Origin of the sequence: Streptomyces sp. NPDC097981, from assembly GCF_040302565.1 — a bacterium.
Taxonomy (GTDB): domain Bacteria; phylum Actinomycetota; class Actinomycetes; order Streptomycetales; family Streptomycetaceae; genus Streptomyces.
In genome coordinates this window covers 1-11853 of sequence record NZ_JBEORW010000094.1, presented here as the reverse complement: position 1 = coordinate 11853, position 11853 = coordinate 1, and the positions used below count along the sequence as shown (strand labels likewise).

Annotated in this window: 10 protein-coding genes and 3 pseudogenes; 7 read left to right on the top strand and 6 right to left on the bottom strand. The window is 67.5% G+C overall.

The genetic code is table 11. The features are described 5' to 3' along the window. Positions 1–94 (top strand): annotated as a pseudogene (locus tag ABTY04_RS39050) (cupin domain-containing protein); the annotation flags it as partial. Positions 95–118: 24 nt separating this feature from the next. Here the strand turns inward: ABTY04_RS39050 and ABTY04_RS39045 are convergent. Then, positions 119–1189 (bottom strand): IS1634 family transposase, encoded by a 1071-nt coding sequence (locus tag ABTY04_RS39045; protein ID WP_502996818.1) that lies wholly within the window; start codon positions 1187–1189, stop codon positions 119–121. 65 nt (positions 1190–1254) lie between these two features. Continuing rightward, a protein-coding gene (locus tag ABTY04_RS39040) for an IS3 family transposase (RefSeq protein WP_502996817.1) occupies positions 1255–2486 on the bottom strand; the annotation gives its coding sequence in 2 pieces (ribosomal slippage) (positions 1255–2157 and positions 2160–2486; 1230 coding nt in all). A 191-nt stretch (positions 2487–2677) separates the two neighbouring features. Here ABTY04_RS39040 and ABTY04_RS39035 point away from each other — a divergent pair. Then, complete coding sequence (locus tag ABTY04_RS39035) at positions 2678–3349, top strand: hypothetical protein (RefSeq protein WP_352218180.1); 672 nt, start codon at positions 2678–2680, stop codon at positions 3347–3349. 27 nt (positions 3350–3376) lie between these two features. Beyond that, positions 3377–4102, top strand: a pseudogene (locus ABTY04_RS39030) (IS110 family transposase); the annotation flags it as partial. Positions 4103–4298: 196 nt separating this feature from the next. Here ABTY04_RS39030 and ABTY04_RS39025 read toward each other — a convergent pair. From ABTY04_RS39025 to istA, 3 genes are all read right to left on the bottom strand, one after another. Then, positions 4299–4667, bottom strand: coding sequence for a VOC family protein (locus ABTY04_RS39025; protein ID WP_352218179.1), 369 nt, complete (start codon positions 4665–4667; stop codon positions 4299–4301). A gap of 81 nt (positions 4668–4748) precedes the next feature. Further along, entirely contained in the window at positions 4749–5519 is a 771-nt protein-coding gene (gene istB, locus ABTY04_RS39020) for an IS21-like element helper ATPase IstB (protein WP_352218178.1), read from the bottom strand. Further along, on the bottom strand, positions 5516–6868 hold the full coding sequence (istA, locus tag ABTY04_RS39015) for an IS21 family transposase (protein WP_502996816.1): 1353 nt from the start codon (positions 6866–6868) through the stop codon (positions 5516–5518). The genes istB and istA overlap by 4 nt, the downstream gene beginning before the upstream one ends. Before the next feature lie 547 nt (positions 6869–7415). Between istA and ABTY04_RS39010 the strand changes: the two genes are divergently transcribed. Then, a complete protein-coding gene (locus tag ABTY04_RS39010) occupies positions 7416–8240 on the top strand; it encodes an IS5 family transposase (protein ID WP_352218176.1) in 825 nt (274 codons plus the stop codon). Between the two features lie 2 nt (positions 8241–8242). On the opposite strand, the gene ABTY04_RS39005 is transcribed toward ABTY04_RS39010, so the two are convergent. Beyond that, positions 8243–9439: an IS110 family RNA-guided transposase gene (locus tag ABTY04_RS39005; RefSeq protein ID WP_352218175.1), complete on the bottom strand. Its 1197-nt coding sequence runs from the start codon at positions 9437–9439 to the stop codon at positions 8243–8245. Positions 9440–9669: 230 nt separating this feature from the next. On the opposite strand from ABTY04_RS39005, the gene ABTY04_RS39000 reads away from it, so the two are divergent. The 3 genes and pseudogenes from ABTY04_RS39000 to ABTY04_RS41390 all read left to right on the top strand — a co-directional run. After that, entirely contained in the window at positions 9670–10068 is a 399-nt protein-coding gene (locus ABTY04_RS39000; protein WP_352218174.1) for a hypothetical protein, read from the top strand. Positions 10069–10361: 293 nt separating this feature from the next. Beyond that, the gene (locus tag ABTY04_RS38995; protein WP_352218173.1) at positions 10362–11498 is read left to right on the top strand and encodes a right-handed parallel beta-helix repeat-containing protein; all 1137 of its coding nucleotides are present in this window, start codon (positions 10362–10364) and stop codon (positions 11496–11498) included. Between the two features lie 176 nt (positions 11499–11674). Further along, positions 11675–11785 (top strand): annotated as a pseudogene (locus tag ABTY04_RS41390) (ATP-binding protein); the annotation flags it as partial. Positions 11786–11853: the final 68 nt, after the last annotated feature.

The following is an 11853-nucleotide window of genomic DNA, read 5'->3' as shown; positions in this document are numbered from 1 at the left end:
CGACCAGCCCGCCCACATGTGGGTCACCACACGTGTCGGGCTCACCGCCAAACTGGCTGACGGCAACACCATCACACCGCCCTGGGCTCACTAGTCCCGTACTTCGCGGGTCGTTGTTTCAGGTCTGTGGCCAGCGGGTTTGTGTGATGTCGGTGTCGAGGAGGTCGAGGAGGTGGAGTTGGACGCCGCGGTTGATCTGGACGGTTGGCGGGTCGGCGACGTTACCGATCCGCAGGGTGAGTTCGCCGAGGTGGTAGAGGATCATCCGGCCGGTGGGTCGGACCCGGCGGTTGTCGGGATAGAGGCCGACCATGGTCTCTTCGGGGCCCAGAGCGTGTCTGACCTGCCGCTCGATCAGGCAGAAGACGAGCAGGGCCAGGCAGATGACCTGGATGAGAGCGGCGACACGCCGGTAGTGCTGCACGAAGACCGGCGCGACCGCCAGGGGTCCTTTGAAGTCGTGGTAACGGCGTTCGACCGCGCCCTGGCCCTTGTAGTGGACCAGGATCTGGTCCGGACCGGCCTGCTCAGCCGGGATGCTGGTCAGCAGCGCCCACCAGCCGTCCACCGCGGCCTCGGCGTCCAGGGCGTCCTGGTCGAAGTGCCACTGAAGGGCGGGAGGTTCGCCTTCGCCTCCGTTGATCCTCCAGCGCAGGCAGGAGGTGACGTGCCGCTTGGCTGCGATGACCCCGCTCCGGGCCGTGATCTTCTGGTGGGTCCGGTAGTGCTGGCCGCCCGCCGCACTGGCGAGTTTGTCCATCTCCTCGCCGGCCCGGGCCAGTCGCTTCTCGCGGGCCCGGCGCTGGCCCGCCGCGACAGCGGTGGAGTGCACCAGGATCCGGCGCACCCGGTGCACCGGATCCCGCTTACGGCGCCCGGCCATGGTGTGGATGTCCTCCAGCACCCGGTAGCTCTCCCGCTCGGCGGCCGGCTTGTCCGCGTCCCGCTCGGGCACCCAGTCCACCGCCTGCGCCTGCGCCTGCGCGAGGTCCAAGGCTGCGTAGACCTCGTCCTTGACCTGCGCGGCCGGGACCGGCGCGATGAAATCCACCCCGGCCGCGAGCAGTGCGGCGACATTCGTATAGGACCTCCTAATGACGTTGTCAAGTCGCAGAGGCAGCGGAGAGTCCGTGTTCGTAGCACTGATGCTGAACGGAAAATCGACCTTCGGGAGGGCAGGCGGCAGCATCCGGGCCGCTTGCGGACCGGATGACGGGGGCCTTGTCCCGTGAAGGTGGACACCTGTTCGTGTCGTTATGCGGCGAGTGTCAGGGTAGCTGACTGGTGTTCGTAGGCGATCGGTGCCTGCTGTCCGTTCGCCGAGTGTCGTCGGCGGGTGTTGTAGCGCGTGGTCCACCGGAAGACGGCCAGGCGGCAGGCGCGGGTGCCGTCGAAGCGGCGGGCGCCCTTGAGCGTCTCGCGTTTGAGGGCCGCGTTGAACGACTCGGCGAGTGCGTTGTCCGCGCTCGTGCCGACCGCGCCCATGGACTGCTTCATCCCCAACTCGGCGCAGATCTCAGCGAATTGGCGTGAGGTGTACTGGGCTCCGTGATCGCTGTGGAAGACGGCGCCAGCCAGGCTGCCGCGGGTAGCGGCGGCTGCCCGGAGAGCGTCGGTGACCAGCGAGGTGCGCATGTGGTCGGCGATCGACCAGCCCACCAGGCGGCGCGAGTAGCAGTCGATCACCGTCGCCAGATACAGGAACTCGCCGTCGCCCACCGGCAGGTAGGTGATGTCGCCGACGTACTCGGTGTTCGGCGCGCTCGCGGTGAAGTCGCGCCCGAGCAGGTCCGGCACCGGTGTGGCGGACGGCTCGGGCACCGTGGTGACCTGGCGTCTGCGCAGCCGCAGCCCGGCGATACCGAACTTCCGCATGACCCGTCCGACGCGCTTGTGGTTCACGCGCTCGCCGTCGTCGCGCAGCTCGGCGGTGATCCGCGGGCGGCCGTAGGTGCCGTCCCACTCGGCGTGCACGGCCCTGATCCGCTCGGCGAGAGCGGCGTCGGCCCGCTCACGCGCGGCGCGGGCCCCGCGGCCGGCCCGCCACTTATAGAAGGTGGAGCGGGCGACCTCCAGCACAGTGCACAACCGCTTCACGCCGAAGGCGCGGTGGTGGTCCTCGATGAACTGGAAGCGGTTGGTCACCAGGTCATCCTTGTGCGAAAAACTTTCGTCGCCCTACGGAGAATGTCCCGCTCCGTGGCGAGTTTCTGCATCTCCTTATGGGCCGCTGCCAGCTCCCGGCGCAGGGCCTCGTTCTCGGCCTGTAGCTCCTCGGCCGTCGGCGGCGAATCCACCCGCGTCATCCCCGTGCTCGTCGTACTGTCCCGGCTGCGCCGGGTCCGCTCGGCCCGCACCCAGTTACGCAGCGTCTCCCGGCTGATCCCCAGATCCTTCCCGATGCCCTCGAAGGTGTGGCTCGGGTCCGACAGGTACAGCGCGACGGCGTCCGCCTTGAACTCGGGCGAGTAGACCTTCATCACCATAAAAGATGCCTCCTACCCGGCCCCTGCCGGGGCCGGAGTCAGAGGTGTCCACCCCTCGGGGACAGGTCCCCATCTGCCGTTGTCGATCATCTGCGACTCTTCGGGGTGAACCTCACCTCGGCTGGGCCGCGAGGTCTGCCGCTCGGCGAACGCGCGATCTGTTGTCAGTGGCGTGCGCTTGGATAGGACGCATGACTGTTCACGACGTTGCCGAGGCTCTTCCTGATATCGCGACGCTGCGGGACCGGTGTCGGTCGATAGCCCTGCTGGAGACTGTGCTGAACCCTGACGGTGAGCGCTACTACTCATTCAGCCGGGCCTGGTCCGAGACGGAGGAGATCGCCTCCATGCGCAACGGCTCGGGGGACGAGTTCGACGTCATCTTCTCTCCGGCGGGCGCGTATGTCCGAGGGTTCGACCACGAGTCGGAGATGAGCCCGTATGTCGACGACGCACCCTGGCCAGGCGTAGTGGACTCGGTCCCCGAGGTGTTCCGCAGTTGCGTCGAAGAGCCGGCCTTCACAGACGACGGAATGCCCAGGGTGACGGCTTGCATGTGGCGTGAGGCGGGAAGCGAGCACTGGCAGGCAGGAGAGATTGACTTCCCTGAAGACAACGCCGACCCTGACGGCTCGGGTTGGCTGTTCCACCTGCTGGTCGACCCATCGCCGGAGGCATTCCAGAAGTTCGCGGAGGACTACTACGAGATCCCGGTCGACATCCACGCGGTGCGCCACGTATATGCCCTTCGCCCACTGACCCAGGACGTGGTCACCGCTTTGAGCGACAAGGCATCCCTGGCGGGCATTGCCGACGCAGCGGCCGCGATCGGCTATGCCGTCGCAACCGGCTCGGCTCCCTGACCTGAACCTGCCGGAGAGGCTTCGCGGATGCGGAGCGCGCCTGACAGAGCGCGACTTGAGTTCCACCACGCCCATGGTCTGACCGGGCAGGGCAAGACCGTCCACGACAGGCGGCTGCCCAACACGGAGCCGAGGCTGCGGGAGCTGTTCGAGAAGCTGGTCGCGAAGTTCGGCGCTGTCCTGGTCGTCGTCGACCAGGTCGCCAACATCGGCGCCCTGCCGATCGCCGCCGCCCGCGCGTCGGGCTGCCGGGTCGCCTGCCTGCCCGGCCTGTCGATGCGCCGGGCCGCCGACCTCTACCCGGGCGAGGCCAAGACCGACGCCTGCGACGCGTTCGTCATCGCCGACACCGCCCGCACCATGCCGCACACCCTGCGCGCGGTGGACCGCGACGACGAGACACTGGCCGAGCTGACCATGCTCACCGGCTACGACAACGACCTGGCCGGCGAGATCAACCGCACCACCAACCGGCTGCGCGGCCTCCTCTCCCAGATCCACCCCTCCCTGGAACGAGTGGTCAGCCCGCGCCTGGCCTACCCCTACACCCAGGCACTCCTTCAGCTGCACGGCTCCCCGGCCAGGCTGAAGAAACTCGGCCGTGCCCGCTGCGAGGCCCTGCTCAAGGCCCACGGCTCGCGCAAGGCCCACCACCTCACCACCGAGATCTTCGACGCCCTCGCCGAACAGACCCTTGTGGTTTCCGGCACCGAGGCCAGCGCGCTGATCGTGCCCGGGCTCGCCGCCCAGCTCGATGTCGGCGTACTACCTAAGGTCCCCAACCGCGTACGGATGAACGTCCCCAGCTATGTCGCGGGCCGGAGCACGGCTGAGAATCCTGGTTGTCCTGTCTCTGCGATGCAGGCGCCCCGTCGAGGCAGCAGCCGCACATTGCTCAGAACGACCCCCGAGGCCACAGCCCGACACATCGAGACCCTCTTGCCCCCGTTCAACCCCTGACGATGCAGAAGGGATGCCCAGCCGGATCGGTGAGGACCCGCCATCTGTCCTCATGCGGCTGGTGATCCGACTTGCCTGCGCCCAACTCCAGCAACTGGGCCTCCGCCTCGTCCAGATCCCCGACGTCGAAGCAAAGGTGAAGCTGCTGGGGAACGGCCTGATCAGGCCAGCTCGGCGCCCGGTAGTCGTCGACCCGTTGAAAGCCGATGAGGAGTCCATCCTCACGGCTGAGACCGGCAAAGTCGGCGTCCGACTTCGGGTGGGGTTCAAGGCCGGTGGCCTGCTGATAGAACGCCGCCAGAGCCAGTGGATCAGGGCAATCGAGTGTTATCGCGCTCAACTTCATTTGCAAGGGCATGACATCTCCGAGCCGATCAACAGATCTTCCTGATGCACACCCTAAGAGGCTCTGGCACGGTCGGTTGCTCGAAATGGCCTGTCAGGCCACGTCTGTGTCCCGCTCGATGGCCTTGAGACGGTTCTTGAGACGGTAGCTCGGTCCGTTGATGGAGATCACGTCGCAGTGGTGCAGGAGGCGGTCGCGGATGGCGGTGGCGAGGACTTCGTCGCCGAACACCTGCCCCCATTCACTGAAGGTCTTGTTCGAGGTCAGGATGATCGAGCCCTTTTCATACCGCTTTGAGATGACTTGGAAGACAAGGTTCGCTTCTCCGCGTTCGAGGATCTCGTATCCCACCTCGTCGACCACGAGGACGCCCGGCCGGAGATAGGTGCCGAGCTTGTTGGCCAGGCGCCCGGCTGCTTCCGCGGCTTTGAGGTTGCGGACCATGTCGTCGAGGCTGGTGAAGTAGACCGAGTAGCCGGCCCGGCAAGCCGCAACGGCAAGAGCGACGGCGATATGCGTCTTGCCCACCCCCGGCGGACCCAAGAGAGCCGCGTTCGCCTTGGCCTCGACGAACGAGAGGGTGGCGAGGTCCTTGACCTTGCGCGGGTCGAGGTCGGGCTGGAACGAGAAGTCGTACTCATCGATCGTCTTGTGGTGCGGCAGCCGGGAGAGTCGCAGGCCCTGGCGGAAGCGACGGTCGTCGCGGACGGCCAGTTCTTCGGAGAGGACCAAGTCGAGGAAGTCGAGGTAGCCCATCTTCGCCTCATCCGCCCGGCGGGCGAACTCGTTGATGGTTTCCGCGAGGTGGGGCAGGCCAAGCTTGCCGGCCGTGGTGCGGATGCGGTTGCCGGTGAGCTCGCTCAAGACGATTCCTTCGTCGCTCGATGGGTGGTGAAGGGACGGGTGCCGGTCAGCTCGTCATAGACCGACAACGGACGGCGCCCGACCTCGACCCGGGTGGCCGCGGCCCGGTTCAGCAGGGCCTGCAAAGGTCCGACCTCCTCGCCCCGCGTCCGCTCTTGACGAGGCTGGACGGGGATGTCACCGGTGGTGGTTCGGCGTCCCTGACCGGTGGGCAGACCGTCCCAATGGGACTCGTCGACGACACGGGCACCGCGGCCGATCGCCCGGGGATGGCCCGCCAGCAACGTGCTGCCGTGGGCGTCGGCAAGGGTGGCATGCAGCATGACTTGAGACTTTGTTGCCCGGATCTCGACCAACTGCCGCGGGCGGACCTTGCGAGCCGGCACCGAGTAGAGGTTGCCGTCGAAGGCGACCAGGCAGTCCTTGCCAACGTGCCGCAGCTGCCGTTCGGCCACCAGATACGGAGTCTGCGGCAGCGGCTTGAGAGCTGTGTGGTCCCTCGCCGCCCGCTCCGCGATGACCTCCCGGTGCGTCATATGGATCTGGGCCCGCCGCACGGGCACCCAGGCGGTGAACGCGGCGTCCATCTCCTCGACGGAGGAGAACGACCGGCCGGACAGGACGTGGTCGCGGACGATCAGGACCTGACGCTCGACCCGGCCCTTGCCCTGCGGCCGGTAGGCGGCCAGCACGTCGATGTCGAAGTCGTAGTGGCCGGCGAACCCGACCGCTTCCGGATGCAGCGGGACCGCCTCACCAGGGGCGACGTGGCGGCGGACAACGGTCTTGGTGCGGTCGTAGACGATCGTCATCGGAGCCCCGCCGAAATGAGCGAAGGCCCGGCGGTGGCAGTCGAAGAAGGTCTGCAGGTCCTGGCTGGTGGTGAAGCAGCAGAACGGGTCCCGCGAGTACGACAACGTCATGTGGAACGAGTAGACCTTCGCGATGCCCACGTGGGCGAGGATCTTGCCCTCATCTCCCCAGTCCACCTGGGCCTGGGCACCGGGGATCACCTCGAACCGGCGGTGCATCCCCGCCAGTTCCTTGGGCGTGATCCCGAGTTCCTCTGCGATCCTCGGCCGGGCCGTCTGAACGTAGAGCTTGACCCGCTGATAGTTCCCCGTGAAGCCGTACTCATGGGCCAGCCGCTCGTGAATGACCGCGGCCTTCATCAGCACCTCGGCCCGGAGCATTGAATCGATCAGCGGCCCGAACTCGTCGATCACCCTCGCCCGCGACCGCCCGCTCGGCGACCGCCGCGGAGGCGTCGCCGGCCCCGGTGCCGACAGGTACTTGCGGACCGTCTTGCGGTCCAGCCCGGTCTCCCTGGAGATCTCCGACAGGCTCATCGCCCCGGACTCCAGCAGGCCGCGAAAGCGCCGAAGCTCCAGCCAACGCTGCGGATCCAAGACCACTGCCAGCCCCCTCCGCCGCCCGTATCGACCAAGTAGCAGAGTGCCGAGCAGCAGGTCTCACCGCATCACAACTGTCCCTTTTCATCCGTACGAGGCTGGGGACGTTCACGTGTACGCCGACACCAATCAAGTTCAGTACAATCTGAACCTGCTCGCCAGGCAGGAAGGCCGATGTCCACTCTGTAGGGACTACATCCTCACCGCCCATCAGCCACCGCAATCCCCGCACGAATGGGAGCGCTGGTGGCTGAACACCGTCCGCCGAGCGGTAGCCGCCAGCTACCTCACTCACCACGGGCGGCCTGGCGCGCCGGACGGACCGCAGACACGTCTCGTACACGCCTCCTGCCAACGCGGCCTCCGGGCCAGAACGCGCAGGAGAACCGCAGTTTCTGCAACACCGCGAACGCCCTTGGGGCTTGCTTGAGCCGTGTGCTTGGAAATCGGGCACGCACGGTTCTGAGGGGGCGGGGACGCAGCAATGCGTCCCCGCTACCGACAGCCGATGATCACGGCCTGGAAGCAGGACCGGGTGGCGTGGTCGGCGACCGGGGATCCGGGCTCTTGCGACCTGCGGGAAGTTGTGAACGCGATCTTCTACCAGAACCGGACGGGCTGCCAGTGGCGCTTGCTGCCGCACGATTTACCGGCCTGGTCGGCGGTGTTCTACTACTTCCGCCTGTGGCGCGAGGACGGGCTGGACCAGCGGATCCAGGAACTCCTGCGCTGCCAGGTCCGCGAGGAGGCCCGCCGGTTAGAGGACCCGTCCCTCGTGATCATCGACACCCAGTCCGTCCGCGCGGCCGCCGGTGTCCCGAAGACCACGACGGGGCTGGACGCGAACAAGAAAGTGTCGGGTCGCAAGCGGGGACTGGCCGTGGACGTCCTGGGGCTGGTCATCGGTGTTGTCGTGCTGGCCGCCTCCGCCCACGACAACGCCGCCGGCACCGCCCTGCTCGACCAGGCTGCCGAGCGGTGCGGGATGCGCCTGGAGAAGGCCCTGGTGGACCAGGGCTTCAAGGACGAGGTCATCATCCACGGCGCACTGCTGGACATCGACGTCGAGGTCGTCCGCCGCAACCCCGCTGACCAGGGCAAAGGATTCGTCCCGCAGCCCAGGCGGTGGGTGGTCGAGCAGACGAACGGCACGCTGATGCTGCACCGGCGTCTGACCCGTGAGTATGACCACCGGCCCGACACCTCCGCCTCGCGCGTCTACTGGGCCTCCACCGCGAACATGACCCGCCGCCTCACGACACCGAGTCCCGCCTGGCGCGACACCCTCGGACTGGCTTCCCAATGCTGATGTCAAGCGGCTCCGGTGACAGGAGGTGTGATTTGGTAGCACCGTCCGTCACGGATGAGGGCCCACAGGACGTTGACGCGGCGGCGTGCGAGAGCGATGACGGCCTGCGTATGTCGCTTGCCCTCCGCTCTCTTCCGGTCGTAGAAGGCCCGGGAGTTGGGGTCTCTCTGGATGCTGATCAGTGCGGATGTGTAGAAGACGCGTTGCAGGCGCCGGTGGTACCGCTGTGGGCGATGAAGGTTCCCGCTGACCTTGCCGGAGTCTCTAGGTGCCGGCGAGACGCCGGCGAAGGCGGCGAGCCGGTCCGCGGTGGGGAAGGCCTCCAGGTTGCCGCCGACGGCTGCGAGGAACTCGGCACCGAGAGTTGCCCCGATGCCGGGCATGGAGGTGATCACCTCGGCGAGTTCGTGTTCGCGAAATCGGCCCTCGATGAGCTTGTCGGTTTCGGTGATCTTCTCGTTGAGGGCCATCACCTCCTCGGCCAGGGTGTGGACCATCTTGGCGATGGCCTTCTCACCGACTACGGCGGTGTGCTGCCGGTCGGCTGCCTCGATAGCCTTCGCGGCCAGGGCATCGGCGCTGCGGACCTTGCGGTTGCGCAGCCGCGTTGTCAGCCGCTTGGTGCCGGCGCGGCGGATCGCGGCCGGGGTCTGGTAGCCCGTGAGGAGCCGCAGTGGCCCGGTATTGCCGAGGTCCAGCGCTCGTTCCAGGGCAGGGAACATGCTGTTCAGAAGCGCCCGGAGCCGGTTGGTAACGCGAGTACGTTCAGCCACGAGGTCCGCGCGGCGTTCGGTCAGCAGCCGGAGCTCGATGACAGCCTCGTCGTCGAGGCGGACCGGCAGCAGGTCTCGCCGCATGCGGGCCTGGTCGGCGATCACACGGGCGTCGCGAGCATCGGTCTTGCCCTGCCCGCGGTAGCTGTCCGTGGCACGGTTGACCGCGACGCCGGGGATGTAGACGAGTTCCTGGCCGTGGCCGGCCAAGATGTTGATGAGCAGGCCAGGTTCGCCGCCGGTCATGTCCAGGGCCCAGGTCACTGCCCTGCCTCCGGCGAGGTCGAGGACATCGGCGATCAGCTGGAGCAGCTCCGGCTCATCGCTGGCCACGCGCCGCGAGAGCAGTGTGTTGCCCTCTGCGTCCATGACCAGGGTGTGGTGGTGGGTCTTGCCGCAGTCGGTCCCCGCCCATATCCGGCTCATCGCTCTCCATCAGGTCGTTCCTGCCTTGCGTACCACGGACGACCTCGCCGGCATTGCTCTACACAGCGACTTTCTCGCACTTCCCAATCGGCGGCCGAGTCGTCGTGGGGAACCGGGCGGCCAAGCCAGCCAAGCCACAGACGGCAGCCGCGTGAAAGCCACACCCGGTTCCCCTGGGTGCCACAACCCTACGAATGGCTGGGGCGATCCCAGAAGGAAGGTAGAGCCGCGTGAACATCGCCGAACTCCTCGCCGGCCTCCAGACCCAGCACGACGAGGCCACCGCCCGAGCCGGGGAACTACGCGGCCAGATCGAGCACCTCACCGCCGCCCTGGCCGAGACCGAAGCGCGACTTACGGATCTGATCACTACCCGGAAGGTCATCGCGGAACTCGCGCCGACGGGAGACGAGCCCGATCCGCTCGAGACGAACACCGCCTATCAGGCCATCGTGAACGCCTTCAACCAGCACCCCGACCAGGCATTCAGGGCCCGTGAGCTGCACGAACTCCTGGGCATGCCCACCCACGAGGCGTCCGTCAACATCACCCGCAGCCGCCTCGGACGCCTCACCCGCCAAGGCTTCCTCACCCAACCCGAACGAGGCCGCTACCAGAAACGGACTTAACGTCCACTCACGGAACTCCGGCTCGAACTTTCGTCGCTTCTCGGCCATGACTCTCAACATCCCCTGCAGTCACGGTCTCCACGCTACGAGGGGAGAGACATCGGGCGCCCTGCGCCTTGCCGTGTGGTCCCGCTGCTCCGGACGGCCCATCTCTGCGGCACGGCACCCGCCGATTCGGCCCGCCCTGTGTTCGGGTGGCCCTGTGCGAACCGGCCGTTCCCGCCGTGCCGCCACGTGTCCCACGGCGCCGAGCGGCCACGCGCAGCTGGCCCTTCCCCTGGGAGGAGAACGCAATGAACCCCCTCCGCACACGGTGCGCGGCGGCTCTCGGCACGCTGCTGGCCTCGGTGGCCCTCGGCTCCTTCGCGCCCGCATCCTCGTCCGCCTCGTCGCCGCCGCGCGAACTGGTGGTTCCCTCGGCCGCCTACCCGACCGTGCAGTCAGCGGTCGACGCCGCGCACCCCGGGGATCGCATCGCCCTTCGCCCCGGCGTCTACCGCGAGCAGGTGACGATCCACAAGGACCTCACCCTCACGGGGGCGGGTGCCGGGAAGACCACCATCCTCGCTCCCGAGCACCTGGTGACGGGCTCCGACGGCCTCAACTCGATCGTCTCCCTCGACAACGCGGCGCGCGTGACGATCTCCCGTCTCGCGGTGAGCGGGCCAGGGGCCGGCACCTGTGACGCGGGCGCACTCGGAGCCGGCATCCGAATCCTGGGCGGGGCACACCTGGACCTGAGCCACGCGGCGGTGTCCCACATCAAAGACACCCCCTTGGCCCCATGCTTCCGCAGCGCCAATGCCGTCCTCATCGGGGACTTTCCCACCGGCACGGGGTCGGCGGACATCCGGGATTCCAGGATCACGGACTATCAGGGCGCCGGCATCGTCGTGCTCAACGCGGGCTCGAACGCCACGCTGCTCCGCAACGTCGTCACCGGCCAGAAGAGCATCTCCACCGACGGCATCGAGTACGTCGATGCGAGTGGCCGGGCCGAGCAGAACACGGTGAGCGACAACGCCTGCCGCGAGCCGGATCCGGGATGCGGCCCCGACTTCTTCACCGAGTTCCAGCACGCCGGCATCCTGGCCAACACGGGGGTCGTGGTCACCAGGAACCTCCTCGTCGGCAACCAGCTCGGCATCTACGGCTTCGGCACGATGGAGACCAGCCACAACACGATCACCGACAGCGAGTACTTCGGAGCGGCCTTCCAAGACGGCACGTTCACCGCGGACAAGGACACCATCCGGGGCGGCGGGGGCGGCGTCGCAGCCATCGCCTCAGCCATCGACACCACCGTACGGCTGGACCGGGTGCGGATCACGCACGTCACGGGTGACCGGACCCGCACGTTCGAGTGCTGCGGGTTCACCGCGACGGTGACCACCCAGTGGCCCGCCGTGCATTCCGGTCGGCCCCTGTAGTGCACCGCTTTGGCTCACGACTCCCTTGACCTGCAAGAACGTCGCACGGTCAATGCGAGTGCGCCCGGGAGGGTGATCTTCGTGGGGCTGCTGCGCCTTCGGACCGCCCCTGGGGGTGTGTCCAGTAGACGGCTGATCCAGTTTTTGTAGGGCGCAGCCGTCTACTGGACACACCCGGCCCGCCCGGGGTTGGCAAGCCACACATCGCCGTCGCCCTGGCCGTCGCCGCCTGCCGCGCGGGCTTCACGATCTACTTCACCTCACTGAGCAGTGTGCATCGTGAAGTTGCAGGTCACGGGTCTGGTGTGCACGCGTCTTGCAGTGCTCACGCTGGTCGGCGGCAGGTGTCCACGAT

What these genes read in the sequence shown, in the direction of transcription:
- ABTY04_RS39045 (WP_502996818.1), bottom strand. Translation starts at nt 1,189, where the DNA reads ATGCTGCCGCCTGCCCTCCCGAAGGTCGATTTTCCGTTCAGCATCAGT.
- ABTY04_RS39035 (WP_352218180.1), top strand. Translation starts at nt 2,678, where the DNA reads ATGACTGTTCACGACGTTGCCGAGGCTCTTCCTGATATCGCGACGCTG.
- ABTY04_RS39025 (WP_352218179.1), bottom strand. Translation starts at nt 4,667, where the DNA reads ATGCCCTTGCAAATGAAGTTGAGCGCGATAACACTCGATTGCCCTGAT.
- istA (WP_502996816.1), bottom strand. Translation starts at nt 6,868, where the DNA reads ATGAGCCTGTCGGAGATCTCCAGGGAGACCGGGCTGGACCGCAAGACG.
- ABTY04_RS39010 (WP_352218176.1), top strand. Translation starts at nt 7,416, where the DNA reads ATGCGTCCCCGCTACCGACAGCCGATGATCACGGCCTGGAAGCAGGAC.
- ABTY04_RS39005 (WP_352218175.1), bottom strand. Translation starts at nt 9,439, where the DNA reads ATGAGCCGGATATGGGCGGGGACCGACTGCGGCAAGACCCACCACCAC.
- ABTY04_RS38995 (WP_352218173.1), top strand. Translation starts at nt 10,362, where the DNA reads ATGAACCCCCTCCGCACACGGTGCGCGGCGGCTCTCGGCACGCTGCTG.